This window comes from Pseudomonas sp. 22085 (assembly GCF_052045815.1).
GTDB lineage: Bacteria > Pseudomonadota > Gammaproteobacteria > Pseudomonadales > Pseudomonadaceae > Aquipseudomonas > Aquipseudomonas glycinae.
The window spans coordinates 143,878-169,018 of sequence record NZ_JBQEQA010000013.1 but is presented as its reverse complement, the minus strand read 5'-3'; the positions used below and the strand labels follow the sequence as shown (position 1 = coordinate 169,018).

Genomic DNA, 25,141 nt, shown 5'->3' with positions numbered 1-25,141 from the left:
TGCGGTGTGTCAGTCGNCCCACCGCTTTCGCGGGCAAGCCCGCTCCCACAGGGGATGTGTTTTGGGGACAAAAAAGGGGACGCCAGTGGCGTCCCCTTTTCGTTGCGGCGTCCGAATCAGAACGCCGGCAATACCGCGCCTTTGTATTTCTCGGTAATGAATTTCTTCACTTCCGGGCTGTGCAGGGCAGCGGCCAGTTTCTTCATGGCGTCGCTGTCCTTGTTGTCCGCGCGGGACACCAGGATGTTCACGTAAGGCGAGTCGCTGCCTTCGATGACCAGCGCATCCTTGGACGGATCGAGCTTGGCTTCCAGCGCGTAGTTGGTGTTGATCAGCGCCAGGTCGACCTGGGTCAGCACGCGCGGGATGGTCGCGGCTTCCAGTTCACGGATCTTCAGGTCTTTCGGGTTCTGGGCGATGTCCTTGACGGTCGACAGGATGTTGGTCGGATCCTTCAGGGTGATCACGCCGGCCTTGGCCAGCAGCAACAGCGCACGGCCGCCGTTGGTGGCGTCGTTCGGGATCACCACGTTGGCGCCGCTTGGCAGCTCTTCGATTTTCTTGAATTTGCTGGAGTAGGCGCCCAACGGTTCCAGGTGCACGCCAGTCACGGAAACCAGGCTGGTGCCCTTGGCCTTGTTGAACTCATCGAGGTACGGCTGGTGCTGGAAGAAGTTGGCGTCCAGACGCTTCTCGGCCACCTGCACGTTCGGCTGAACGTAATCGGTGAAGACCTTGACCTTCAGATCCACGCCTTCTTTGGCCAGAGCCGGCTTCACGAATTCGAGGATTACCGCGTGCGGCACCGGGGTGGCAGCAACGGTCAGGGTTTCGTCGGCGTGGGCCGAGAACGCTGCAACGGCAGCCAGGGCAACGATCAGTTTTTTCATTCAGCTAACTCCTTTTTACGGCGCCCGTCTGGCGCCTGCCAGCGAATGGCCGGCTCATGTCATTACAAAACCGGTTATTTGCGCGAGAAGTGCACGACCAGTCGGTCGCCGACCATTTGCAGCACTTGCACCAGAATCAGCAGCAACACCACGGTGACGATCATCACGTCAGTCTGGAACCGCTGGTAGCCGAAACGGATCGCCAGGTCACCCAGGCCACCGGCACCGACCACACCGGCCATCGCCGTGTAGGAAACCAGTGTAATCGCCGTCACCGTAATTGCAGCGAAGATGCCCGGACGGGCCTCCGGCAGCAGGGCGTTCATGATGATCTGGCGAGTGGTCGCGCCCATTGACTGGGTTGCCTCGATGATGCCGCGATCGACTTCACGCAGGGCGGTTTCCACCAGCCGCGCGAAGAACGGCGTCGCGCCCACTACCAGCGGCGGAATCGCACCGGCCACGCCCAGTGAGGTGCCGGTGATCAGCACGGTGAACGGGATCATCACGATCAACAGAATGATGAACGGCAGCGAACGCAGGATGTTCACCACCAGCGACAGCAAGGCGTACACGCCTTTGGCTTCGAGCAACTGACGCGGGCTGCACAGGAACAGCAGCACGCCCAGCGGCAGGCCGAGCAGCACGGTGAACAGCAGCGAACCGCCGAGCATCATCAGGGTGTCGCCAGTGGCGAGCCAGATTTCGTACCAGTCGATATTGGTGAAGAAACTCATCAGGTCTTCCATTAGCGCAACACCTCCATGTGAACGTCAGCGGCGGTGAAGCGGGCGAAAGCTGCGTCCATGTCGCCACCGGTGACGGCGAGGGTCAATTGCCCGTAGGGAATGTCTTTGATGCGGTCGATACGACCGGCCAGGATGCTGTAGTCCACACCGGTTTCCCGGGCGACGGTACCGAGCAACGGCGCGTAGGTCGCTTCGCCCTGGAAGGTCAGACGCACGATGCGACCCGGCACGTGAGCGAAGTCATCGCGCTGCTCGCTTTCGTCGATCTGCTCGCTTTCCTGAACAAAGCGCTTGGTGGTCGGGTGCTTCGGATGCAGGAACACATCGGCCACCGAACCTTGCTCGACGATCACGCCGGCATCCATCACGCCGACCTGATCGCAAACGCGGCGGATCACATCCATCTCGTGGGTGATCAGGACGATGGTCAGCTTCAGCTCGCGGTTGATCTCGGCCAGCAGTTGCAGGACCGACGCCGTGGTCTGCGGGTCGAGGGCACTGGTGGCCTCGTCGCACAGCAGGATCTTCGGTTTGGTCGCCAGGGCGCGAGCAATGCCGACGCGCTGCTTCTGACCGCCGGACAGTTGCGCCGGGTACTTTTTGGCGTGATCGGACAGACCGACCCGCGCCAGCAACTCGGCCACACGCTGGTCGATCTCGGCGCGGGACAGTTCACCGGCCAGGGTCAGCGGCAGCGCGACGTTGTCGGCCACGGTCTTGGATGCCAGCAGGTTGAAGTGCTGGAAGATCATCCCGACCTGCTGACGAAAACGGCGCAGGCCGTTGGCGTCCAGCGCGGTGACTTCTTCACCGTCGACGATGATCTTGCCGCCACTGGATTGCTCCAGGCGATTGATCAGACGCAGCAGGGTACTTTTTCCCGCGCCGGAATGGCCAATCAGGCCGAACACCTGACCGTTCTCGATGGAGAAGCTGGTCGGGTGCAGCGCGGTGATGTCCTTACCGGCGACGCGGTAAGTCTTATGGACGTTTTGAAACTCGATCACGTAGCGAACCTTGTGGGGCGCGTTGGAAAAGGATCAGCGGTTAGCCGGGCGCGCATTTTAGCCTGTCCGTATAGAGGTTCTTAGCATTTATTTCGCGAATAACCTTCGATTTGGCAATAACAGGATCAAAGGTCATAAAAAAGGAACGCCCGAAACCCTCATCAGTCACTAATTAAGCGACTTGAAAACCCTGGGTGCCGTGCCTGGGAAACACTCAAGCGTTCCGGGGCAATCCCGGGACAAACAGGAGTTCATGACTGATGAGTACCAAGAAACCTGCCAATGACAAAAGCCAACTGGCCGGCACCGATACCCCGGATCGCGCCAACACCAATGCCAAACTCGACAGCCTGGAGAAGTTTCGCTCCGACGCTACCGGTCAGGCCCTGCGCACCAACCAGGGCGTGAAAATTGCTGATAACCAGAACACCCTCAAGGCCGGAGCTCGCGGGCCGTCGCTTTTGGAAGACTTCATCATGCGTGAAAAGATCACGCACTTTGACCATGAACGGATTCCCGAGCGCATCGTCCACGCCCGCGGCACCGGCGCCCATGGTTTCTTTCAGAGCTACGAGAACCATTCGACGCTGACCAAGGCCGGTTTCCTGCAGGATCCAGGGAAGAAAACCCCGGTGTTCGTGCGTTTTTCCACGGTGCAGGGGCCGCGTGGTTCCGGCGACACCGTGCGTGACGTGCGTGGTTTTGCCGTGAAGTTCTTCACCGACGAAGGCAACTTCGATCTGGTCGGCAATAACATGCCGGTGTTCTTCATTCAGGACGCGATCAAGTTTCCTGACTTCGTCCACGCGGTAAAACCCGAACCGCATAACGAGATCCCTACCGGCGGCTCGGCTCACGACACGTTCTGGGATTTTGTGTCGCTGGTGCCGGAATCGGCGCACATGGTGATCTGGGCGATGTCCGACCGGGCGATCCCGAAAAGCCTGCGCAGCATGCAGGGCTTCGGCGTGCACACCTTCCGGCTGATCAATGCCGAGGGCAAATCGCGCTTCGTCAAATTCCACTGGCGCCCTACCGCCGGCACCTGTTCTTTGGTGTGGGACGAGGCGCAAAAACTTGCGGGCAAAGACACCGACTACCATCGGCGCGATCTCTGGGAAGCCATCGAAATGGGCGACTACCCGGAATGGGAACTCGGCGTTCAGGTCATCGAAGAGGAAAACGAACACGACTTCGATTTTGACATCCTCGACCCGACCAAACTGATTCCCGAGGAAATCGTCCCGATCACGCCATTGGGCAAGATGACCCTCAACCGCAACCCGGACAACTTCTTCGCCGAAACCGAGCAGGTCGCGTTCTGCCCCGGCCATATCGTGCCGGGAATCGACTTTTCCAATGACCCGCTGCTGCAAGGTCGGCTGTTTTCCTACACCGACACGCAGATCAGCCGACTCGGCGGGCCGAACTTTCATGAGTTGCCGATCAATCGCCCGGTCGCACCGTTCCACAACGGCCAGCGCGATGCCCAGCACCGTACGGTGATCGACAAGGGCCGTGCCTCGTATGAACCCAATTCCATCGATGGCGGCTGGCCGAAAGAAACCCCGCCGGCCGCGCAGGACGGAGGTTTCGAGAGTTATCCGGAGCGTATCGACGCCAACAAGATTCGTCAGCGCAGCGAGTCGTTCAGCGACCACTTCTCCCAGGCGCGGTTGTTCTTCAACAGCATGAGCGCGCACGAGAAAGAGCACATCATCGCCGCCTACAGTTTCGAACTGGGCAAGGTTGAGCGTGAGTTCATCCGGGCGCGGCAAGTGAACGAGATTCTCGCCAACATCGATCTGGAGCTGGCCAAACGCGTGGCGGCCAACCTGGGTCTGCCAGCGCCAGGCAAAGGCACCGTCGACGTACCGAAAACATCACTGGATCGCTCTCCATCGTTGAGTCAGGCCAACCTGTTGCCGGAGAACATCAAGACACGAAAAGTCGCGATCCTTGCGGCCAATGGTGTCGACGGTGCGGCAATTGATGCGATGAAGAAGGCGCTGGCGGCAGAAGGTGCGCACGCCAAACTGCTCGGCCCGACCTCGGCGCCGGTGAAAACCGCCGATGGCAAAAGCCTGGCGGTGGATGCGTCGATGGAAGGTTTGCCTTCGGTGGCGTTCGATGCGGTGTTCGTGCCGGGTGGCGCGGCGTCGGTCAAGGCGTTGAGCGGTGACGGCGTGGCGTTGCATTACCTGCTGGAGGCATACAAGCACCTGAAGGCGATTGCGCTGCAGGGTGAGGCCAAGCAGTTGCTGGACGTGTTGAAGCTGGAAGCGGATGCCGGGTTGCTGGAGGGCAAGGATGTTGGCGCGCTGACCAAGCCATTCTTTGCTGCGATCGGGCAGCATCGGGTCTGGGATCGCGAGCCTAAGGCCAAGGCCATTCCCGCTTAAGGATGTTGGTTGACTGACAGGACGCCTTCGCGGGCAAGCCCGCTCCCACAGGACTGCACTGTACCTGTGGGAGCGGGCTTGCTCCGGGCGGCGTTCCGACGATGCTTTTTAAGGTTTGCGCGGGCTCAGAACCATCTGCGCCGGTACCGTGCGCAGAATCTGTTTCTCGATCTTCAGAGCGAAATCCGGATCAAGCTTCTTCACGCGCTTGGTGATCAACGTCGCCAGCCACGGGTAATCATTGGTGCGTGGAGCCTGAATGCTCACTGCACAGTCGTAATTCACCACATCGGCGGCGATCGCATCCAGTTGGCGGCGAAGTTTGCGGCTATCGGTGATGTTCAGCGCGACCGTGGTGCTCTCGGCGGTCGGATCGATTACCTTGGCTTTCGGCTTGGCTTCAGCGGCTTGCAGCGCCGCTTCGGCTTTCTCCAGCTCGGCCTTGCGCGCTTCAGTGATCGCGCCGTTGACGCCACCGGTCAGTGCCGGGGCCTTGGGCATCAGCACACGGGCACGGGCCAGCGCGGTCGCGGCCGCATTGACATCGCCCTTTTGCAGGACGATCTGGCTGCGGCGCAGATAGGCTTCGGCCAACTGGCGCTGGTATTGCTCAAGGGATTGATCGTTGGGTGTTTCGGCCTGCAAGGCTGCCAATTGGTCTTCGGCAGTGGCCAGTTCGCTGCTGGCCAGGCTTTGCTCCAGCTGTGCGATGGCCGTGGCCCGCGCATCGGGGACTTCGGCCACCGGCGGCGTGCTTTGGCAGGCGCCCAGCAGCACTGAAAAGGCCACAAGGAGCAGATAACGGGAGGCGAACGGCTTCATTCCTGCGACTCTCTATTTGCGCAAAAAACGAGCAAGTCTACACCCCTCGACGGGGCAGAACAAAACTCAGCAGAAACAGTGCGGCGGCCGTCACAACGATTGACGGACCGGCCGGGGTGTCCTTGAACCACGACAACGCCAGCCCGCCACACACGGCGAGCATGCCCAGCACGCTCGCGCCCAGTGCCATCTGCTCCGGAGAACGGGCGTGACGCTGTGCCGCAGCCGCCGGAATGATCAACAGCGAAGTAATCAGCAATACACCGACGATTTTCATCGCCACTGCGATCACCACCGCGATCAACAGCATCAGCGCCATGCGCAAACCGGCTACCGGCAGGCCTTCGACCCTGGCCAGCTCTTCGTGCACGGTGATCGCCAGCAATGGGCGCCATAGCGTCACCAGCAACACCAGCACGGCTGCGCTGCCACCGAGGATCCACGCCAGATCGGTCGGGCTGATCGCCAGCAGATCACCAAACAGATAGGCCATCAGGTCGATCCGCACTTCATGCATGAAGCTTAGTACCACCAGCCCGAGAGAGAGCGTGCTCGGTGCGAGAATTCCCAGAAGCGTGTCGGACGCCAGTGGCTGACGCTGCTGCAAGGTCACCAGCAACACCGCCAGCAGCAGGCAGCCCACGGTCACCGCCACGGTCGGGCTGACATCCAGCAAAAAGCCCAACGCAACGCCGAGCAATGCGGCGTGGGACAGCGTATCGCCGAAATAGGCCATGCGCCGCCAGACCACGAACGAGCCCAGCGGCCCCGCGACCACCGCCAGCGCCAGACCTGCAAGCAGGGCGTAGAACAGAAAATCAGCCATGCTTGCAGCTATCTCCGTGAACGTGAGGTTGGCCTGTCACAGGCCCTTTGACCACCGAACCGTGCAGGTCGTGGGCGTGGTCATGATGGTGGTGATAGATCGCCAGGCTCGGCGCGTTGTTGCCGAACAGCTCGACAAACGCCGGATCGCCGCTGACCTGCTCGGGATGCCCGGAGCAGCAGACGTGACGGTTTAGGCACACCACCTGATCGGTGGTGCTCATCACCAGATGCAGATCGTGGGACACCATCAACACGCCGCAGCCATGCCGATCGCGCAGCCGGGTGATCAGGCTGTACAGCTCGGCCTGCCCGGCCACATCGACGCCTTGCACCGGCTCGTCGAGCACCAGCAGCTCCGGCTCGCGCAACAAGGCACGGGCCAGCAGCACGCGCTGCATCTCGCCGCCGGAAACGCTTTGCACCGGGCTATCTATGACGTGCTCGGCGCCGACTTCCTTGAGTGCCGCCAGCGCACGCGGGCGATCGACGCCCGGCACCAGCCGCAGGAAGCGCAGCACCGACAGTGGCAAGGTCGGATCGACATGAAGTTTTTGCGGCATGTAGCCGACGCGCAGTTTCGGCTTGCGCCATACGCTGCCGCTGTCGGGCTTCAGCAGCCCGAGCACGGCGCGCACCAGCGTGGTCTTGCCGGCGCCGTTGGGGCCGATCAGGGTGACGATCTGCCCCGGCTCGACGCTCAGGTGAATGTTGTCCAGCACGTTCTGCCCGGCAAACCGGACCGCCACCTGCTCCAGACGGATCAGCGCATCGCTCATCAAGCCCCCCGGCAACCGGAGCAGAGACCGACCACTTCGACGGTCTGAGCCTCGACGATGAAGCCGACATCCCTGGCGCTGTGGACGATGGCGTCGCTGATGGTTTTTTGCTCAAGTTCGATAGCGGCGTGGCATTCACGGCAGATCAGGAACTGGCCCTGGTGCGAATGTTTCGGGTGAACGCAGCCGACGAAGGCGTTGAGCGAGGAGATGCGGTGCACCAGACCGTTTTCCAGCAGGAAATCCAGCGCCCGGTACACGGTTGGCGGCGCGGCGCGGCGGCCGTCCTGCTCGCTGAGCACCGCCAGAATGTCGTAGGCACCCAGCGGCTTGTGGCTCTGCCAGACCAGTTCCAGCACGCGCCGGCGCAACGCGGTCAGGCGCAAGCCTTTCTGTGCACACAGGGCATCGGCCTCGGACAGCGCGCTGTGAACGCAGTGCGAATGGTCGTGGGGACGGCTGGCAATCGGTGTAATAGGCATGAGCGGCGACGAGTTTGGTTAGAGACGTTATTATGTTACCCGTTCTCGCCTCATTGAGTGGTCATCGTGTCCCGACTTTTTTCTGTTTTTGTCGTATTCATCACCGGTTTCCTGCTGATCGGCCCGGCTCAGGCCGAGGTCAGAGTCCTCACCAGCATCAAGCCCCTGCAACTGATTGCCGCTGCGGTGCAGGACGGCGTGGCGATTCCGGAAGTGCTGCTGCCGCCGGGGGCTTCGCCGCATAACTACGCGTTGCGTCCGTCCGACGTACGCAAGGTGCAATCGGTGGACCTGCTGTACTGGATCGGCCCGGACATGGAAGGTTTCCTGCCTCGCGTGCTGAACGGTCGTACGTTGCCGAGCGTTGCCGTGCAGGATCTGCCGGGCATGAAACTGCGCCGCTTCGCAGCAGACAGTCATTCCCATGCCGAAGAAGCCGACGAACACGATCACGACCATCGCCCGGGCAGCCTCGATGCGCATTTGTGGCTATCGCCGGTGAACGCGCGGGTTATTGCCGACAAAATGGCCGCCGACTTGAGCGCTGCAGACCCGGCCAACGCCGAGCGTTATCAGAGTAACGCCAAAGCGTTCGACGAGCGTCTGGATGCACTGGATCAGCGTTTGAAGAAACGCTTGGCCAGTGTTGAAGGCAAACCCTACTTCGTCTTCCACGAAGCCTTCGACTACTTCGAAGAGGCTTACGGCTTGAAACACACCGGCGTGTTCAGCGTTGCAGCAGAAGTGCAACCCGGCGCCCAGCATGTGGCGGCGATGCGCGCGCGGTTGCAGGAAGTCGGCAAGACCTGCGTGTTCAGTGAGCCGCCGCTGCGTCCACGTCTGGCCGAGACCCTGGTGGCCGGTTTGCCGGTGAAACTGGCAGAACTGGATGCGCTAGGCGGGTACACGCCAGCGACGGCTCAGGGTTACGAGCAAGTGCTGGAGAAGCTCGGGAATGATCTGGCGGGTTGTCTCGAATCGCTCTGATACAAAAAAACCGCAGCCTGCACAGGCTGCGGTTTTTTCTTTTACAGGGCGAAAGGTAGCGGCGTACTGACCGTCTGACGCTGCGCCAGCCGCTGCTCGAACTCTTTCGGATCGTGAATCAGCACGTCCTGCCCGGCGAACGATTCCGCCGCAATCAGGCGCGACAGCCAGAACCGCACGCACGCCACTCGCAGCATGGTCGGCCACAGCTCGGCCTCGGCCGCCGTGAATGGGCGCAGTGCCGCATATGCACCGAGGAAGGCCCGAGCACGCGGGCCGTCAATCAGGCCGTCGTCATCGGAACACCAATCGTTCAGGGCAATCGCCACGTCATAGAGCATCGGCCCGGAGCAGGCGTTGTAGAAGTCGATCAACCCGGTCAGGTGCGTGCCTTCGAACATCGCGTTGTCGCGAAACAGGTCCGCGTGGATGTTTGCCCGAGGCAGCGCGAGAATTTTCTCTTTCTGTTGGGTGATTTCATCCAGAGACTTTTGCAGCAACGCGCGCGGCTTCTCGCTAAGGTGCGAAAGGAACTGCGTGCCCTCTTCCAGCATCCAGTCCAGGCCACGATCAGTCTTGCGCTTGATCATGTTGTCGCCCTGGGTCGCCAGGTGCAGGTGCGCCTGCAAGTCACCGACCTGCGCGCAATGCTGGGCGTTGGCCTGCTTGATGTGCTTGCCGGCCAGGCGCGGTTGCAGCAGCGCCGGTTTGCCTTTCAGCTCGCGCAGGGCCACGCCGTCGGTGGTGCGCAGTGCGTAAGGCACCGGCAGATCGGCCTCGTGCAGCACGTCGAGCAGGTCGATGAAGAACGGCATTTCCTGCACCGGGCCGCGTTCGACCAAGGTCAGGACGAACTCGCCCTTTTCCATGCTGATGAAGAAGTTGGTGTTTTCACTGCCGGCGGCGATCCCCTGGAAATCGAGCAGACGGCCGAGCCCGTACGGGGCGAGAAAGGTTTCCAGCTCGGGCCGAGCCAGGGGGGTGAACACAGACATGGTTAAAAACTGCTCAGTTCTGGCGCCGCCATCAAACGGCGCCGATTAAAAGTCAGGAAACTTACTTCCAGGTAAAGATTTCCCACGACGGAATCAGCATATCCGGCTGGTCGGACCGGATGTAGTTCGCGTCCGAACCATCGGCGCGCACCAGGAAATAGGGTTTACCGCCCTTCGGTGTGACCTTGATCGCGTAGACGAATCCACTGCGGCTGTATTCCTGAATGACCTTGTCGCCTTCCGTGTGCGTGCTAATGGTAACTTCCGGCTCCGACGATGGCGCATCATCCGCCGCGGTCGCGGCCAGCGGTGAGACAGCAATCAGACTGACCAGCAGCAAGCGATTTAACGTACGCATGATAACCTTGTCCCTTTGTCGTCAACGGTCCCGCTATTCTAGCGCCGGGCCCGCCGAAAAGGTTGATTCTGCTCATGAGCCAAGCCCCCCTCGTCCTGGTGGACGGTTCGTCTTACCTGTACCGCGCCTTTCACGCGCTGCCACCGCTGACCACCTCCAAAGGCCTGCCGACCGGTGCGGTCAAAGGCGTGCTGAACATGCTCAAGAGCCTGCGCAAGCAGTATCCGGACAGCCCGTTCGCCGTGGTGTTCGACGCCAAGGGTGGGACATTTCGCGATGAGATGTACGCCGAATACAAAGCCAACCGCCCAAGCATGCCCGACGACATGCGCGTGCAGATCGAGCCGCTGCACCAGAGCGTGATCGCCCTCGGTTTCCCGCTGCTGTGCGTCGAAGGTGTCGAGGCCGATGACGTGATCGGCACCCTGGCCCGCAGCAGCGCGGCCGCCGATCGCCCGGTGATCATCTCCACCGGCGACAAAGACATGGCGCAACTGGTCGACGGCCACATTACCTTGGTCAACACCATGTCCGGTAGTTCGATGGATGTGGAGGGCGTGAAGGAGAAATTCGGCGTCGCTCCGGAGCAGATCATCGATTATCTGGCCCTGATGGGCGATTCTTCGGACAACATCCCCGGCGTTCCCGGCATCGGCCCGAAAACCGCGTCTGGCCTGCTGGTGGGGGTCAACGGCGGCCTGACCGAGCTGTATGCGCAGCTCGACATCGTGCCGACCCTGCCGATCCGCGGCGCCAAGACCCTGCCGGCCAAGCTCGAAGAGCACAAGGAGATGGCGTTCCTCTCCTATCAACTGGCGACCATCAAGGTCGACGTGCCGCTGGACATCGGCCTCGAGGACCTGCAAATGGGTCCGGAGGACCCGGCCAAACTTTACGAGCTGTACACCCTGCTGGAGTTTAAGAGCTGGCTGAATGACCTGGATCGCGATGCCAAGCGCCAGGAACTGAGCGCGGCCGCCGAGCCTGCGCCGGCCGGTGATCTGTTCAGCGCGCCTGCCGAAGAGGAAGCGCCCGCCGCTCCGGCTGAAGCCGCGTACGAAACCATCCTCGATCAGGCGCGATTCGACGTTTGGCTGGAAAAGCTGAAGAACGCCAAACTGTTCGCCTTCGACACCGAAACCACCGGCATCGACGCGCAGCAGGCGCAACTGGTCGGCTTGTCCTTCGCGGTGCAGGCCAACGAAGCGGCCTACATCCCGCTGACCCACTCCTACATCGGCGTGCCGGAGCAGCTGGATCGCGACACTGTGCTGCGCGCACTCAAGCCGATCCTTGAAGACCCGAACAAGCTCAAGGTCGGCCAGCACGCCAAGTTCGACATGAACATCCTGGCCAACTGCGCCATCGGTGGCGATCAGAACGAAGGCATCACCGTGCGCGGGATTGCCTTCGACACGATGCTTGAGTCCTACGTGCTCAACTCCACCGCCACCCGTCACGACATGGACAGCCTGGCGCAAAAGTACCTGAATCACACCACCGTGAGCTTCCAGGACATCGCCGGCAAAGGCGCCAAGCAACTGACCTTCGACCAGATCGCTCTGGAACAGGCCGGGCCGTATGCCGCCGAAGATGCCGACGTGACCCTGCGCCTGCACCAGACCCTGTTCGAAAAACTCAGCGCCATCCCGAGCCTGGCCAGCGTGCTGACCGACATCGAGATCCCGCTGGTGCCGGTACTGGCGCGCATTGAGCGCCAGGGCGCGTTCGTCGACGCTGACCTGCTCGGTATCCAAAGCATTGAGCTGGGCAACAAAATGGTCGCGCTGGAGCGTGAAGCCTTCGAGATTGCCGGTGAAGAATTCAACCTCGGCTCGCCAAAGCAACTGGGCGTGATCCTCTACGAAAAACTTGGCCTGCCGGTGTTGAAGAAGACCGCCAAGGGCCAGCCATCCACCGCCGAAGAAGTGCTGGCGAAACTGGCCGAAGACGACCACCGCTTGCCGAAAGTGCTGATGGAACACCGTTCCATGAGCAAGCTGAAGAGCACCTACACCGATCGCCTGCCGGAGCAGATAAACCCGCGTACCGGGCGTATTCACACTTCGTACCATCAGGCCGTTGCGTCGACCGGTCGCTTGTCGTCGAGCGATCCGAACCTGCAGAACATCCCGGTGCGCACCGCCGAAGGCCGACGCATCCGTCAGGCGTTCGTTGCGCCGAAAGATTACAAACTGCTGGCAGCGGACTACTCGCAGATCGAACTGCGGATCATGGCCCACCTGTCCCGCGACGAAGGCCTGATGAATGCTTTCCGCAATAACCTGGACGTGCACACCGCCACCGCAGCCGAAGTGTTCAAGGTCGAGCTGAACGAAGTGACGTCCGACCAGCGCCGTGGCGCCAAGGCGATCAACTTCGGTCTGATCTACGGCATGGGCGCGCAGAAACTGGGCAAGGACATCGGCGTCGATACCAAGACCGCCAAGGCCTACATCGACACCTACTTCGCGCGCTACCCGGGCGTTCGCGAGTACATGGATCGCACCCGCGCTCAGGCAGCCGATCAGGGCTTCGTGGAAACGATCTTCGGTCGTCGCCTGTATCTGCCGGACATCAATTCCAACAAGCCGCAGGAACGCGCGGCCGCCGAACGCACGGCAATCAACGCGCCGATGCAGGGCACTGCAGCGGACATCATCAAGAAAGCCATGGTGGCAGTGGATAACTGGCTGTGCGCTTCCGGGCTGGACGCCAAAGTCATCCTGCAGGTGCACGACGAACTGGTGCTGGAGGTCCGCGAGGATCTGGTCGATCAGGTTCGCGAAGAAATTCGCGTGCACATGAGCGAAGCGGCAAAACTGGACGTGCCGTTGCTGGTGGAAGTGGGAGTTGGCAACAACTGGGACGAGGCACACTGAGGCCTGTGGGACGGGATTTTGCCGCGACAGTGCGTCGCGGCAAAGGCATCGAGTGGGGCTTAGGTCGGATTGTTCTTGAGATTATTCCAAAGTTTTTTGAAAAGAATCTGAACTAATCTTGCGCCAGGGTACTCAGAGATACTGAATGGCTGGTGAAGCCCTTCGATGCTCCTATGTTGTGTTAAGTGTTGGCAGATATCTGAACCCCGCCCTAGCGGTTCGGAACTTGAACCCCGGAACTTCTCCCTCCCCATATGAAGTCCGGGGCTTTTTTTGCCTGCGATTTACTCAGCAGGCAATTCAGCGCCTTTGTCTGCCAGTTCCATCCAGCCCGCCAACACAGTGTAGGCCTCTTCCAGGCCCATGCGTTTCGGGGCGGAGAACAGCTGGATCGTTACCTGATCGCCCCAACCCTTACGGATTTCCGACTGCACCTTGAGCAGCGTGTTCTTGGCTGCGCCGTAGGTCAGTTTGTCGGCCTTGGTCAGCAGGATGTGCATTGGCATGCCGGCGGCAACGGCCCAGTCGAGCATCAGCAGGTCGAAGTCGGTCATTGGATGACGGATGTCCATCATCAGAATCAAACCCTTCAAACTCTCGCGGCCACCGAGGTAAGCCTCGAGGTGACGCTGCCAGTGCTGCTTCAGCGGGATCGGTACTTTTGCATAACCGTAGCCCGGGAGGTCGACCAGACGCCGTTCATCGTCTAGCTTGAAGAAGTTCAACAGCTGTGTGCGACCCGGGGTTTTCGAGGTGCGCGCCAGGCTGGCGTGAGTCAGAGTGTTCAGCGCACTGGATTTACCGGCGTTGGAACGACCGGCGAACGCCACTTCGAAGCCTTCGTCGTCGGGGCACTGATCGACTTTGGCGGCACTGAGCATGAACGTGGACTGTTGGCACAGGCCGAGGATGGGATTCTTGAGTTGCATGGGATTTCCGATGTGGGCGGCGCCGGGATTGGGCGCGGAACGCGGTGTCGCTTCCGTTTCAGTGACGCCAGTATATAATGCCGCAGATTTTGTGTGTGCTTTGTCCCAGCGAAGGATGAAGTTCACGAGAGCGACAGACCTTGATTGCGCATTAGAACGCAGAACGCTCTCAACCCTGAAAAGGTCGTTTTATGACGAAATGGCTGCTGGCTGCCGGAGTCTTGATGCCGCTTTACAGCGCACAGGCTACACAGGATCCGGAAGCCGTGTACAACCGTGTTTGTGGAGCCTGTCATTCCGGCCAACTACCCATGGCGCCCAGAAGAGGCGATCAGGAAGCTTGGACGCCGAGGTTGGCGAAAGGTATGGAGACGCTGGTGCAACACGTGACCCAGGGTTTCAAGGCGATGCCGCCGCGTGGTTTGTGCATGGACTGCAGTGCCGAGGATTACCAGGCCCTCATCCTCTGGATGAGCGAGAGTAAGCCCGGTCCATAACTCTTAACCCTTAGCCGTAGTTGGATTAGCTGATGAACAAACTGATCGTGAGTCTGCTGTTGACCGTGGGAATCTCAGGCTTCGCCCATGCTGCCGGTGATGCAGCCGCAGGCCAGGCAAAAGCCGCCGTATGCGGCGCCTGCCATGGCCCGGATGGCAACAGCATGGCGCCAAACTTTCCAAAGCTGGCCGGACAGGGTGAACGCTACCTGACCAAGCAATTGCACGATATCAAGTCGGGCAAGCGCACCGTTCTGGAAATGACCGGCCTGCTGACCAACCTGAGCGATCAGGACCTGGCCGATATCGCCGCCTACTTCGCCAGCCAGAAAGGCAGCGTCGGCGCCGCCGATCCGAAGATCGTCGCTCGCGGTGAAGCCCTGTTCCGTGGCGGCAACCTCGAGAAAGGCCTGCCAGCCTGCACCGGTTGCCACTCGCCGAACGGTGCCGGCAACGCAGCCGCCGGCTTCCCGCACCTGGGTGGCCAACACGCTCAGTACATCGCCAAGCAACTGACCGATTTCCGCAAGGAAGAAGCCGGCCGCAACAACGACGGCGACGCGATGACCATGCGTACCATCGCCCGCAAGCTGAGCGACGAAGACATCGCGGCAGTCTCCAGCTACATTCAGGGTCTGCACTAAGACATGCGATTCGAGCGGTGCGTGCAATGGCCAACGCCTGCCACGTTAACGCTCGATTAATCCGTCGCAGGAAGTATAAAAAGGGTGGCTTTGGCCGCCCTTTTTTGTGGCCGCTGCCGTTACACTACAGAACTCATGCCCGCCAGGATCTGTCTGAAAACAGGTCGCGCGAGGCGACCAAAATTGTCCAGGAGTAAAGCATGCGTAATCTGATCATCAGCGCCGCCCTCGTCGCTGCCAGCCTGTTCGGCGTCACCGCCCAGGCCGCCGAAGCCCCTGCTGCCCCTTACGTCGAGCTGAGCAACCCGGTACCGGTCGCCGTGCCTGGCAAGATCGAAGTGGTCGAGCTGTTCTGGTATGGCTGCCCGCACTGCTACGCGTTCGAGCCGGTGATCAATCCGTGGGTTGAAAAACTGCCGTCCGACGTCAACTTCGTGCGCATTCCTGCGATGTTCGGTGGCCCGTGGGACGCTCACGGCCAGATGTTCCTGACTCTGGAAGCCATGGGCGTCGAGCACAATGTGCACGCGGCCGTGTTCAACGCGATCCAGAAAGAACACAAGAAGCTGACCGACAAGAACGACATGGCCGACTTCCTCGCCACTCAAGGCGTGGACAAGGACAAGTTCCTGGCCACCTTCGATTCGTTCGCCATCAAGGGTCAGATCGTGAAAGCCCGCGAGCTGGCCAAGAAGTATGAAATTTCCGGCGTTCCAACCATGATCGTCAACGGCAAGTATCGTTTTGACATCGGCTCTGCCGGCGGGGCCGAACAGGCGTTGAAACTGGCTGACCAACTGGTGGCCAAAGAGCGAGCGGCCAACAAGGCAGCCGCCAACTAAGCGCGGCAATCGCCATGCGCCGCTGGGGAGCCGAACGCGTCGTTGGCCTGCATGAACCGCAGGTCAACGAGCATCACCTGGAATCGACGGGCCTGCCCGCAGACAGCCGTCTGCGCCTGCTCAGTTTCAATATTCAGGTCGGTATCAGCACCGAGCGCTATCGGCACTACCTGACCCGCAGCTGGCAGCATCTGCTGCCGCACCCCGGGCGCTCCAGCAATCTGCAAAAGATCGGCAATCTGCTCGGCGACTTCGATCTGGTCGCCCTGCAGGAAGCCGATGGCGGCAGCCTGCGTTCAGGCTACGTCAATCAGGTCGAACACCTGGCCCAGCTCGGCGCCTTCCCCTACTGGTATCAACAACTCAATCGCAATCTTGGCCGACTGGCCCAGCACAGCAATGGCGTGCTCAGTCGCCTGCGGCCGTGGGCGATCGAAGACCACCCTTTACCGGGTCCGAAGGGGCGCGGGGCGATTCTGGTGCGCTTCGGCGAAGGCCCGGAGGCACTGGTGGTGGTGATGATGCACCTGGCGCTCGGCGCCCGAGTTCGCAGCATGCAACTGGCCTATATCCGCGAGCTGATCGGCGGCTACAAGCATCAGGTGCTGATGGGCGACATGAACACCCACGCCAGCGATCTGCTGCAACACTCGCCATTGCGCGACCTCGGCCTGCTGGCCCCGCAACTCGAAGCGACATTCCCCAGCTGGCGCCCCCAACGCTGCCTGGACCATATTCTGATCAGCCCGACCCTGACCCTGGAAAAGGTCGAAGTGCTGGCGCAACCGATTTCCGATCACCTGCCGGTCGCGGTAGAGATTCGTCTGCCGGGTTCGCTCACGGCCGATGCATTGCCCGCGTTGAGCACTGCCCTTCGCGGAACCCCTGAATGAGCGACGAAGCCCAGCGCTGGAAAGAGAAATACCTCAAAAGCATCGAACAACAGGAAAAGCTCGAACGTCGATGGGACGCCCGGCTCGATCTGCTGCGCCGCGGCCTGGTGCGCAGCACCCTGGCGGCGGAAGGCACCGACCGGGTGGTCGATCAATGCATGAAAGAGATGCGCGACGTGGTGCGCACCGATGACATGGACGCCGGCCTCGCCGCCCTGCTCCCTCGCCTGGAAAAAGCCGTGCTCGATTCCGAGCAACGCCGGGAAACCCGGATCGAACAGGTCAGCACCGCACTGACTGCGCTGGTTACTCAATTGCAATCCCTGCCGCTGCCCCGAGAAGTGGCCCAGCCGCTGAAGAAGTTCGCCAAGCAGCTGGACGGCCGGGTGAGTCAGGCAAGGGAAATGCCGCTGCTGCTCAGCGAACTCAGCGGCCTGCAGGGCAAGGCCTTGAGTCAGCTGGCGACGCCGGCGGAACCGGGGCGTCCCGGGTTGTTGCAGCGCCTGTTCGGCAGCCGCGACAGCGAGGAAACCCCTGCTCAAGTGGCCCAGGCTCCTGCGGTGACCCCGTCAGTGCAGCCAGAGCAACCACCCGTCACACATGAAGCTGTGCCAGCGCCGCAAGCGCCTGTTACAAGCGCTGAACAGGTCGCCACTGCGCCCGTCAGCCCAGCGCTGATCGCCGCCCCCGTGGCCGAACCATCCAAAGTTCCAGAGCCAATCCCAGAAGACTTTACAGAGCCGGAGGTGGTCGCATTTGAGCCGGCCAGAATCCTCACCGAAGCGCCCAGCGCTCCCGGCGAACCAGAACCCGTCGAGCCGGAATCAAAGCTGCAACCCTTCACGCCTCCTCCGGTTTTCGCGCCGGCAGTGCCCACGGCCATCAACCCCGACGAGTTGATCCTCCCCGGCGATACCCCTCCGCCCGTGATCCTCGACAGCCTGCCCCTGCCCGAACCCATCGCCCAGGCATTGGCCGCCATCGATCCGGAACAATCCGAGCATGACATTCTCTATGCCCTGCCGGACTCGCCAGAGCCGTCCTACAGCTCGGTCGCCCGACACATTGAAGACACGCTGATTGGCTTGCTGGATGACCTGACCCTGCCGGAGCGCCACCGCCCGCAAGCCGAGGCGATGCGCGACCGGCTGAAAAATGGCCTTAACTGGTACGAACTGCTACCGATCCTCGACGATCTTGCGACATTGATGCTGGCCATCACAGACAGCGGCCAGCACGAGTTCGAAGCCTATCTGCAGCAACTCAATGAACGCCTCGAAGCATTCCAGAGCAACTTGCAGGCTGCCAGCGAAGGACACGCCGACAACAGCTCCGCCGCGAGAGCAATGGACACGCAGATCCGCGAACAGGTCGACGGCTTGCAGACCAGCGTCCAGGAGGCGGCCGATCTGGACGATCTCAAGCAGGTGCTGGAAAACCACCTCGAAGGCCTGCTTGGCACGATGGATCAGCACCAGAAGCAGCGTGACGCCCGGGAACAGGAAGTCGCCGGACGCCTGAAAAGCCTGGCCGAGCGTGTCGCGCACATGGAACAGGAAGCGCTGGGCTATCGCGAACACCTGGAAGAGCAGCGCCAGAAAGCCCTGATCGATCCGCTTACCGGCCTGCCCAACCGCGCCGCCTGGACCGAACGACTCGAACAGGAAATCGCCCAGTGGCAGCAACACGGCAATACTCTGAGCCTGGCCATGCTCGACCTCGATCACTTCAAACGGATCAACGATAACTACGGGCACCTGGCAGGCGACAAGGTGTTGAAGATCATCGCCACGGTCCTGCGCAAGCGTATGCGTGGCAACGACTTCATCGCCCGTTTCGGCGGTGAAGAGTTTGTCCTTCTGCTTCCCGCCACCTCCCCGGCGGTCGGGGCCAAACTTCTGGAAACCCTGCGCGCCGCCATCGAGGCCTGCCCGTTTCACTTCAAGGGCGAGCGCGTCACGATCACCGTTTCCATGGGTCTGGCGACGTTCCGGGCGGGAGAACACAGCGATCTGGTGCTTAAAAGAGCCGATCAGGCGCTTTATCGGGCGAAAAACGCAGGACGAAACCGGGTGGAGCTGGGCTGAGGCAATTGTTCCATATTGTTTAAAACAGCCCTTTAAGCGTCGAAGCGCAAGGCGATACGTTACACTGTTGCATTATCGTCTTGCGTGTACTGCCTCCTGCCATGAAATTTTTTACCCTGCTCGCGTCGCTGCTCTTACTGGCCGGTTGTGCCAGCGGCCCGCGTTTCGACACCAGCCATCCTTCGATCAATCACGACAGTCGCGTGCAGTTTGTGATCGTGCACTACACCTCTGCCTCGCTGGAGCGCTCACTGCAATTGCTGACCCATGGTGAGGTGAGCAGCCATTACCTGATCGGCGACGACAAGAACGCCACCATCTATAAGCTGATGGACGAAAACCTGCGTGCCTGGCATGCCGGCGAAAGCGAATGGCAAGGTCGTACCTGGCTCAACTCCAGCTCGATCGGCATCGAAATCGTCAATCCGGGTTTCAAGGACACTCCGACCGGTCGCCTCTGGTATCCCTACAGCGAAGCCCAGGTGCAATCGCTGATCGTTCTGCTCAAGGACATCAGCAAACGCCAGGGCATCAGCCCGCGCCACATCATCGGCCACAGCGACATCGCCCCGCTGCGCAAGCTCGACCCGGGGCCGCTGTTCCCGTGGAAACGCCTGGCAGACGAAGGACTGGGGCTGTGGCCCGACGAGCAAGCGGTGGCACGCCAGCAGGCGCAATTCAACGCCGAACTGCCGAGCATCACCTGGTTCCAGAGCCAACTGGCGCGCCTGGGCTACTCGACGCCGCAAACCGGCGAGCTGGATGTGGCGACCCGTCATGTGCTCGCAGCGTTCCAGATGCACTACCGCCCTGCGCGCTTTGACGGCACGCCGGATGCGCAAACGGCAGCGTTGCTGCTGGTGTTGAATCAGACAAAATAATGACGCCCGCCCGACGGTCAGGGCGAATTCGCAATCAGCAGCTATAACTCATTGGTAATTCTTCGGATATCCATGATGGTTGCTACCCGAGAGACGCTGCGTAGCTGGTTTTATCGCCCCTGGTTTCTGGCGATGATCGCGGCTGTCCTCAGTGCGAGCCTGCTGATCACCGGTGGGCTGTTCGTGGCCATGCGCCAGGTCGAACAAAGCGAAAGCCAGGAAATGAACGCTCAGGGCGAGCGGTTCCTGGCGCGCCTTGAGCAACTGTTCGGCCAGTTGCGCGAAAGCCTCGACGACCTCGAAGCCCAGCCCTTGCGCAGTTGCGACGACGAAATGATCGCCACGTTGCAGCAAGTGACGTTCAACTATCGCTTCGTCTACGAAGCCGCTTACATGGACGCCACGCGGATCTGCTCCAACCGTCCACGCCAGGAAGGCCTGTCGGTGATCCGCCCTCCGGACATCAAAGGCCCGACCTACAGCTACTGGCTGAACACCACCACCGAACCCGATGAAAACCGCGCTGCCCTGATGCTCGGGCGCGGCAACTTTCGCGTGGCCACCTCACGCGGGCATCTGACCGACATGGTTGATCTGTCGCCCGGCAGCAGTCTGCTGGTGGTGCTGGATCATGGAACCCGAGCGATTCCGGTACTTGGCGTGCCACAGGCCTGGCCACCCACCGAGCCCTGGCCGCCGAAAACCCCGAATGCGCTGCAAGTTACCCAGTCGCACCTGATCTATCGCATGCCCACCGACAACCCGGAATACCAACTGGTGCTGATCAGCCCACGCACGGGCATGCACATTCCGGAGCTCTGGTGGTGGATGGTGCCGTTCTGCCTCGTGCTTGGGGCGTTTGTCGGCGTTCTGGTGTTCTGGATCGTCCGCCAGCGCCAATCGCTGGACGCCGAGCTGCACGGCGCAATCCGCCGGGGCGAGTTGCAGGTGCTTTATCAACCGATCTTCGATCTAGACAGTCGCAACTGCGTCGGCGCCGAAGCCTTGCTGCGCTGGCGCCGGCCGGACGGCACGCTGACCAGCCCCGACCTGTTCATCCCGATGGCCGAGAACACGGGGCAGATTCGCCAGATGACCGACTTTGTCCTGCAACGCTTGCTTGAGCAGTTAGGGCAGTTGCTACGAGCCAACCCGCAGCTGTACATCTCGGTGAACCTGGCCGCCTGCGACGTGATGGTGCCGCGCATCGGCCAGGTCATGGCCCGGCTGTTGACCCTGCACCGGGTCGCGGCGCGGCAGATTGCTTTCGAGGTGACCGAACGTGGCCTGATCGATGTGGTAGTGGCCCGGGAGAATCTGCAGGCGCTGCGTGATGTCGGACACCAGGTGCTGATCGACGATTTCGGCACCGGCTATTGCAGCCTGGCGTACCTGCAAACCTTGCCGGTGGACTGCCTGAAGATCGACAAGGCATTCATCGACGCACTCGGCCATGACGCCGCCAGCAGCGGTGTCGCGCCGCACATCATTCACATGGCTCAGGCGCTGGATCTCAAGGTGATTGCCGAAGGGATCGAATTCGAGTCACAAGCGGCGCTACTGAGCAGCGAAGGGGTGAAGTTCGGTCAAGGCTGGCTGTTCGCTCATGCCCTGAGCGCCGTGCAATTCATTGAACTGATCACCCGTGGACGGCGACTCGCCGGACGCCGGCTCGACGACGAGGCCTAGACCGCCAGCGCCATGTAGAACTGCGTACCCTGCCCCGGCCGCGAGTAAACGCCCATCCGCCCACCGTGCAGCTGGACGATCTCCTTGCACAGCGCCAGGCCAAGCCCGGCCCCGCCCTTCTTCCTGCCGACCTGGACGAAGGGTTCGAAGATACGCCCTTGCTGACCGTAGGCAATCCCTTCGCCGTTGTCTTCGACGCTGATAATCACCCGCTCGCCGTGCCGCCGGGCCTGCAAACGGATCAGCCCGTCGCGCGCGGTGTGGCGCAGGGCGTTGTCGATCAGATTGTCGAGGACACGATCGAGCTGCGCCTGATCCGCCTGCAAGCGTGGCAGCGGGCCCTGCGCTTCGACATTCAGGGCAACGCCCTTCTGCGCTGCTGAATCGGCGAAACGCAAACGCGCCCGCTCCAGCAGTTCCTCGATGGAGCAAGGCGCCAACGTGAGTTTTTGCAAACCACTCTGATAGCGCGAGAAGTTCAGCAGATCGTTGATCAGCTGCATCAGGCGCTGCATTTCCTCATTAACCGTGTCGAGCAGGTCGGACTCCCGAGACTCCTCAGGAAACTTGGCCCGTTCGCGAAACAGCCCGAACGCCATGTGCATGCCCGTGACCGGTGTGCGCAATTCGTGAGACGCACGCAGGACAAACTCGCTGCGTACCCGCTCGAAGGCGCGTTGCTCGGTGACGTCATGCAAGACCATCACAGCACCGAGGATATGTCCCTGGGTATGACTGACGGGCGTCAGGCTGTAGGTCAGCAGGCGCGATTCGCCATCAACCTCGATGCTCAAATCTTCCGGTGCCCGTTCAAGGGTACCGCCGCGCAGTACCAATTGCAGTTGTGCATCCAGCTCGGGTCGCTGAAGCGCCGTGCCGAGGCCCTCGCCGAAGCGATCGCTGTCCCAGCCCAGTTGCCGCTGGGCCACCGGGTTCAAGTGTTCCAGTCGCCCCTGACGGTCGATCATCAACAAGCCGTCATCGATGCTGTCGAGTACCGCTTGCAGACGCTGCTGGCCGGCGAGCAATTCGTCGACGTTGGTCGCCTGATGTTCGCGCAGGGCTTCGGCCATGAGCCCGAAGCGCCGGGTCAGCAGGTTGATTTCCATGGCCGAGGACACCGGCAGGGTCACCTCGAAATTGCCTTGGCCGATATTGTCCGCCGCTTTGGCCAGCGCTTCGATCGGCGCACCAAAACGCCGGGCAATGCCTTGGGCGGTAACGAAGCCAATGATCAGCACTGCCAGCCCCACCAGTCCCAACAGGCCGGCGATCAGCAACGCGCGGTCGCGAGCGGCGTGCTGGACCGAATTGATGTTGTTCAGCGCGTGTTTGTGTTCGGTGATCAACCCGTTGCGCAGGGTGTTGAACCGTTCACGCAAATCACCCCCACCACTCAGGGCGGCGGCCGGGTCTCGGGTGATGTCGAACGCCTCGAGAAAGCTCAGGTAATCGGCTTTGGCCTGACTGAAACCATACTGACGGTCATCGTCTTTCTGTTCCTGAGCGATGCCTTCATCGAGCAACTGGAAGTAATGCTGCTTGGACGCTTCGAACGCTACGGGATCGGGCTTTTCGGCGAGCATCATGATCAGTTGATCGCCGAGTGTCTGGCGCAGCTTGAGCCCCAGATCCAGGGTGACAAAGTTGTTGCGGATCAGCGCCTCCTGAGTGCCGGCCATCTGCATCACACTGACCAGCCCGAGCATCAGCCCGAGCAAGGCCACGGTGATCAGCGCGGAAATGCTCAGGAACAAGCGAGTCCGCAACTTCATCGCCAGTTTCATCGGCGGATGCTCACAGGTTGTACTGCTTGCGCTTGCGATACAGGGTCGAGGCGTCGATCCCCAGAGTCTTGGCAGCCTGATCGAGGGTCCCGGCGGTCGCCAGTACTGCGCCGATGTGAGCCTTTTCCAGCTCGTCGAGGCTCAGCGCGGCGCCGACCCGTGGCGCGTTGTTGGCCGGTTGCTCGGCCATGCCGAGGTGGCTGATTTCCACGCGCTCCTGCGGGCAAATGATGCTCGCCCGCTCGACCACGTTGCGCAGCTCACGGATGTTGCCGGGCCAACGGTAGCCCAGCAGTGCTTCGCGAGCCTCGTCGCTGAAGCCCCGTGCCGGACGCGCATACTCCTTCACGAAACGGGCGAGGAAACGGTCGGCCAGGGTCAGGATGTCTTCGGCCCGCTCACGCAGCGGCGGCAGATGCAGGGTGATGACGTTCAGGCGATAGAGCAGGTCTTCGCGGAAACGTCCGTCGCGCACCATGTCCTCAAGGTTAAGGTTGGTGGCGGCAAGGATGCGCACATCGGCGCGGCGGGTGACCGGATCCCCTACCCGCTCATATTCCTTGTCCTGAATGAAACGCAGCAACTTGGGTTGCAATGTCAGTGGAAAATCGCCGATCTCGTCAAGAAAAAGCGTACCTCCATCGGCTTGGTTGACGCGACCCAGGGTGCTTTCGCTAGCCCCGGTGAAGGCGCCACGACTGTGACCGAACAGCTCGCTTTCCATCAGTTCGGCGGTCAGCGACGGGCAATTGATGGTGACGCAGGATTTCTTCTCGCGCTTGCTCCAGCCGTGAATGGCTCGGGCCAGTTCACCTTTACCCGTGCCCGACTCACCCAGGATCAGGATGTTGGCGTCGGTGCCCGCCACTTGCCGCGCTGTTTCCAGTACGACTTTCATCGCCGGGCTGTGGGAATCGAGGCCGTCCTTGGGTTTGCGGATCTCGCCTTCGAGGGCTTCCAGACGCGCCGACAGCTGGCGCACTTCAAGCTGCTTGGCTGTTGCAAGGCGCAATTGATCCGGGCTGCACGGTTTGACCAGATAATCGGCAGCGCCGGCCTGAATCGCGTCTACCGCGGTATCGACGGCCGAATGCGCGGTGACGATCACCACCCGCATCCACGGCGCCTGAATGCGCATCTGCGCCAATACATCCAGGCCGTTGTCTTCACCCAGGCGCAAATCAAGGAAGCACAGGTCGAACACCTGGCGTTGCAGCAGCGCGTCAGCCTGAGCCGCGCTGTTGGCGGTGGCGACGGTATAACCTTCGTCTTCGAGGCAATAACGAAAGGTTCGCAGGATGGCGGATTCATCGTCCACCAGCAGAATGCGGCCTTGGTGCTCAGTGGCTGATTCCATTTTTCCTACGCTCCATAAGTGAATGTCTTGGGTTAGTCCCGGAAAAATCGGGCAAGTTGCATGGTTGATTCTGATCGATTCGAGTCATTGCAGGGTAGCTCTCTCCTGCCCTAACGGCTAATCAACTGATTTCATTGGTTTTTTAAACATCGCACAGTTTCAGGTCGGTTTCCTGCCTACTTTTCTGACATCCGTACCCTGTCCTCAATTCAAAAATAATGATTTCTCCTACGAAATAATCGTGCATTACGCACGACCCTATGCGGACCATCGTGCAGGATGCGTCGTCAGGAATTTTCACACCGTTTGTAACTAGCTGATTTTATTGGTTTTTTTCAAACAAAAAAGCTGGCACGC

The 25,141-nt window shown here is 61.0% G+C and carries 22 protein-coding genes; 10 read left to right on the top strand and 12 right to left on the bottom strand.

Features of this window, described 5'->3' with window-relative positions:
• Window positions 1-116: 116 nt before the first annotated feature.
• The 3 genes from ACTJK7_RS17765 to ACTJK7_RS17755 form a co-directional block, all read right to left on the bottom strand.
• A complete protein-coding gene (locus ACTJK7_RS17765) occupies window positions 117-890 on the bottom strand; it encodes a MetQ/NlpA family ABC transporter substrate-binding protein (protein WP_323150467.1) in 774 nt (257 codons plus the stop codon).
• Window positions 891-964: 74 nt separating this feature from the next.
• On the bottom strand, window positions 965-1,639 hold the full coding sequence (locus ACTJK7_RS17760; RefSeq protein ID WP_011331789.1) for a methionine ABC transporter permease: 675 nt from the start codon (window positions 1,637-1,639) through the stop codon (window positions 965-967).
• Window positions 1,639-2,646, bottom strand: coding sequence for a methionine ABC transporter ATP-binding protein (locus ACTJK7_RS17755; protein WP_011331788.1), 1,008 nt, complete (start codon window positions 2,644-2,646; stop codon window positions 1,639-1,641). The genes ACTJK7_RS17760 and ACTJK7_RS17755 overlap by 1 nt, the downstream gene beginning before the upstream one ends.
• Before the next feature lie 260 nt (window positions 2,647-2,906).
• Between ACTJK7_RS17755 and katE the strand changes: the two genes are divergently transcribed.
• Window positions 2,907-5,048 (top strand): catalase HPII, encoded by a 2,142-nt coding sequence (katE, locus tag ACTJK7_RS17750; protein ID WP_108558925.1) that lies wholly within the window; start codon window positions 2,907-2,909, stop codon window positions 5,046-5,048.
• A gap of 108 nt (window positions 5,049-5,156) precedes the next feature.
• Here the strand turns inward: katE and ACTJK7_RS17745 are convergent, their stop codons facing one another.
• The 4 genes from ACTJK7_RS17745 to zur are packed head-to-tail and all read right to left on the bottom strand — an operon-like array spanning window position 5,157 to window position 7,956.
• Window positions 5,157-5,870 (bottom strand): PA5502 family lipoprotein, encoded by a 714-nt coding sequence (locus tag ACTJK7_RS17745; protein ID WP_064379567.1) that lies wholly within the window; start codon window positions 5,868-5,870, stop codon window positions 5,157-5,159.
• Between the two features lie 37 nt (window positions 5,871-5,907).
• Complete coding sequence (gene znuB / locus ACTJK7_RS17740; protein WP_085647186.1) at window positions 5,908-6,696, bottom strand: zinc ABC transporter permease subunit ZnuB; 789 nt, start codon at window positions 6,694-6,696, stop codon at window positions 5,908-5,910.
• Window positions 6,689-7,474 (bottom strand): zinc ABC transporter ATP-binding protein ZnuC, encoded by a 786-nt coding sequence (gene znuC / locus ACTJK7_RS17735; RefSeq protein WP_064379570.1) that lies wholly within the window; start codon window positions 7,472-7,474, stop codon window positions 6,689-6,691. The genes znuB and znuC overlap by 8 nt, the downstream gene beginning before the upstream one ends.
• Window positions 7,474-7,956, bottom strand: coding sequence for a zinc uptake transcriptional repressor Zur (zur, locus tag ACTJK7_RS17730; protein WP_064379572.1), 483 nt, complete (start codon window positions 7,954-7,956; stop codon window positions 7,474-7,476). Before zur ends, znuC begins: the two co-directional genes overlap by 1 nt.
• A 57-nt stretch (window positions 7,957-8,013) precedes the next feature.
• Here zur and ACTJK7_RS17725 point away from each other — a divergent pair, with 57 nt between their 5' ends.
• Window positions 8,014-8,943 carry a zinc ABC transporter substrate-binding protein gene (locus ACTJK7_RS17725; protein WP_064379574.1) on the top strand — a complete coding sequence of 310 codons (930 nt, stop codon included), beginning with the start codon at window positions 8,014-8,016 and terminating at the stop codon, window positions 8,941-8,943.
• Between the two features lie 41 nt (window positions 8,944-8,984).
• On the opposite strand, the gene ACTJK7_RS17720 is transcribed toward ACTJK7_RS17725, so the two are convergent.
• Window positions 8,985-9,938 carry a homoserine kinase gene (locus tag ACTJK7_RS17720; RefSeq protein ID WP_064379575.1) on the bottom strand — a complete coding sequence of 318 codons (954 nt, stop codon included), beginning with the start codon at window positions 9,936-9,938 and terminating at the stop codon, window positions 8,985-8,987.
• A 61-nt stretch (window positions 9,939-9,999) separates the two neighbouring features.
• A complete protein-coding gene (locus tag ACTJK7_RS17715) occupies window positions 10,000-10,296 on the bottom strand; it encodes a DUF2782 domain-containing protein (RefSeq protein ID WP_323150468.1) in 297 nt (98 codons plus the stop codon).
• Between the two features lie 74 nt (window positions 10,297-10,370).
• Here ACTJK7_RS17715 and polA point away from each other — a divergent pair, with 74 nt between their 5' ends.
• Window positions 10,371-13,178: a DNA polymerase I gene (polA, locus tag ACTJK7_RS17710; RefSeq protein ID WP_440779333.1), complete on the top strand. Its 2,808-nt coding sequence runs from the start codon at window positions 10,371-10,373 to the stop codon at window positions 13,176-13,178.
• Window positions 13,179-13,462: 284 nt separating this feature from the next.
• On the opposite strand, the gene yihA is transcribed toward polA, so the two are convergent.
• Complete coding sequence (gene yihA / locus ACTJK7_RS17705; protein ID WP_011331778.1) at window positions 13,463-14,107, bottom strand: ribosome biogenesis GTP-binding protein YihA/YsxC; 645 nt, start codon at window positions 14,105-14,107, stop codon at window positions 13,463-13,465.
• 191 nt (window positions 14,108-14,298) lie between these two features.
• Between yihA and ACTJK7_RS17700 the strand changes: the two genes are divergently transcribed.
• From ACTJK7_RS17700 to ACTJK7_RS17670, 7 genes are all read left to right on the top strand, one after another.
• Complete coding sequence (locus ACTJK7_RS17700) at window positions 14,299-14,604, top strand: c-type cytochrome (RefSeq protein ID WP_045121721.1); 306 nt, start codon at window positions 14,299-14,301, stop codon at window positions 14,602-14,604.
• A gap of 32 nt (window positions 14,605-14,636) precedes the next feature.
• Complete coding sequence (locus ACTJK7_RS17695) at window positions 14,637-15,248, top strand: c-type cytochrome (RefSeq protein ID WP_039764863.1); 612 nt, start codon at window positions 14,637-14,639, stop codon at window positions 15,246-15,248.
• Between the two features lie 200 nt (window positions 15,249-15,448).
• Complete coding sequence (locus ACTJK7_RS17690) at window positions 15,449-16,090, top strand: thiol:disulfide interchange protein DsbA/DsbL (protein WP_039764866.1); 642 nt, start codon at window positions 15,449-15,451, stop codon at window positions 16,088-16,090.
• A 14-nt stretch (window positions 16,091-16,104) separates the two neighbouring features.
• Entirely contained in the window at window positions 16,105-16,983 is an 879-nt protein-coding gene (locus ACTJK7_RS17685) for an endonuclease/exonuclease/phosphatase family protein (protein ID WP_064379577.1), read from the top strand.
• The gene (locus tag ACTJK7_RS17680) at window positions 16,980-19,070 is read left to right on the top strand and encodes a diguanylate cyclase (protein WP_440779335.1); all 2,091 of its coding nucleotides are present in this window, start codon (window positions 16,980-16,982) and stop codon (window positions 19,068-19,070) included. Before ACTJK7_RS17685 ends, ACTJK7_RS17680 begins: the two co-directional genes overlap by 4 nt.
• Window positions 19,071-19,171: 101 nt before the next feature.
• Window positions 19,172-19,951 carry an N-acetylmuramoyl-L-alanine amidase gene (locus tag ACTJK7_RS17675; RefSeq protein ID WP_108558917.1) on the top strand — a complete coding sequence of 260 codons (780 nt, stop codon included), beginning with the start codon at window positions 19,172-19,174 and terminating at the stop codon, window positions 19,949-19,951.
• A gap of 72 nt (window positions 19,952-20,023) precedes the next feature.
• Complete coding sequence (locus ACTJK7_RS17670) at window positions 20,024-21,640, top strand: EAL domain-containing protein (RefSeq protein WP_011331772.1); 1,617 nt, start codon at window positions 20,024-20,026, stop codon at window positions 21,638-21,640.
• On the opposite strand, the gene ACTJK7_RS17665 is transcribed toward ACTJK7_RS17670, so the two are convergent.
• The gene (locus ACTJK7_RS17665) at window positions 21,637-23,427 is read right to left on the bottom strand and encodes a KinB sensor domain-containing domain (RefSeq protein WP_064379583.1); all 1,791 of its coding nucleotides are present in this window, start codon (window positions 23,425-23,427) and stop codon (window positions 21,637-21,639) included. The genes ACTJK7_RS17670 and ACTJK7_RS17665 overlap by 4 nt on opposite strands.
• Before the next feature lie 10 nt (window positions 23,428-23,437).
• Window positions 23,438-24,784 (bottom strand): sigma-54-dependent response regulator transcription factor AlgB, encoded by a 1,347-nt coding sequence (algB, locus tag ACTJK7_RS17660; RefSeq protein ID WP_007954049.1) that lies wholly within the window; start codon window positions 24,782-24,784, stop codon window positions 23,438-23,440.
• Window positions 24,785-25,141 lie beyond the last annotated feature (357 nt).

Bases quoted from the DNA above. Each gene is read 5' to 3' on its own strand.
- ACTJK7_RS17745 (WP_064379567.1), bottom strand. From the start codon at position 5,870: ATGAAGCCGTTCGCCTCCCGTTATCTGCTCCTTGTGGCCTTTTCAGTG.
- katE (WP_108558925.1), top strand. From the start codon at position 2,907: ATGAGTACCAAGAAACCTGCCAATGACAAAAGCCAACTGGCCGGCACC.
- ACTJK7_RS17675 (WP_108558917.1), top strand. From the start codon at position 19,172: ATGAAATTTTTTACCCTGCTCGCGTCGCTGCTCTTACTGGCCGGTTGT.
- ACTJK7_RS17670 (WP_011331772.1), top strand. From the start codon at position 20,024: ATGATGGTTGCTACCCGAGAGACGCTGCGTAGCTGGTTTTATCGCCCC.
- algB (WP_007954049.1), bottom strand. From the start codon at position 24,784: ATGGAATCAGCCACTGAGCACCAAGGCCGCATTCTGCTGGTGGACGAT.
- ACTJK7_RS17715 (WP_323150468.1), bottom strand. From the start codon at position 10,296: ATGCGTACGTTAAATCGCTTGCTGCTGGTCAGTCTGATTGCTGTCTCA.
- znuC (WP_064379570.1), bottom strand. From the start codon at position 7,474: ATGAGCGATGCGCTGATCCGTCTGGAGCAGGTGGCGGTCCGGTTTGCC.
- ACTJK7_RS17700 (WP_045121721.1), top strand. From the start codon at position 14,299: ATGACGAAATGGCTGCTGGCTGCCGGAGTCTTGATGCCGCTTTACAGC.
- ACTJK7_RS17685 (WP_064379577.1), top strand. From the start codon at position 16,105: ATGCGCCGCTGGGGAGCCGAACGCGTCGTTGGCCTGCATGAACCGCAG.
- zur (WP_064379572.1), bottom strand. From the start codon at position 7,956: ATGCCTATTACACCGATTGCCAGCCGTCCCCACGACCATTCGCACTGC.
- ACTJK7_RS17680 (WP_440779335.1), top strand. From the start codon at position 16,980: ATGAGCGACGAAGCCCAGCGCTGGAAAGAGAAATACCTCAAAAGCATC.
- znuB (WP_085647186.1), bottom strand. From the start codon at position 6,696: ATGGCTGATTTTCTGTTCTACGCCCTGCTTGCAGGTCTGGCGCTGGCG.
- yihA (WP_011331778.1), bottom strand. From the start codon at position 14,107: ATGCAACTCAAGAATCCCATCCTCGGCCTGTGCCAACAGTCCACGTTC.
- polA (WP_440779333.1), top strand. From the start codon at position 10,371: ATGAGCCAAGCCCCCCTCGTCCTGGTGGACGGTTCGTCTTACCTGTAC.
- ACTJK7_RS17695 (WP_039764863.1), top strand. From the start codon at position 14,637: ATGAACAAACTGATCGTGAGTCTGCTGTTGACCGTGGGAATCTCAGGC.
- ACTJK7_RS17765 (WP_323150467.1), bottom strand. From the start codon at position 890: ATGAAAAAACTGATCGTTGCCCTGGCTGCCGTTGCAGCGTTCTCGGCC.
- ACTJK7_RS17720 (WP_064379575.1), bottom strand. From the start codon at position 9,938: ATGTCTGTGTTCACCCCCCTGGCTCGGCCCGAGCTGGAAACCTTTCTC.
- ACTJK7_RS17760 (WP_011331789.1), bottom strand. From the start codon at position 1,639: ATGGAAGACCTGATGAGTTTCTTCACCAATATCGACTGGTACGAAATC.
- ACTJK7_RS17665 (WP_064379583.1), bottom strand. From the start codon at position 23,427: ATGAAACTGGCGATGAAGTTGCGGACTCGCTTGTTCCTGAGCATTTCC.
- ACTJK7_RS17690 (WP_039764866.1), top strand. From the start codon at position 15,449: ATGCGTAATCTGATCATCAGCGCCGCCCTCGTCGCTGCCAGCCTGTTC.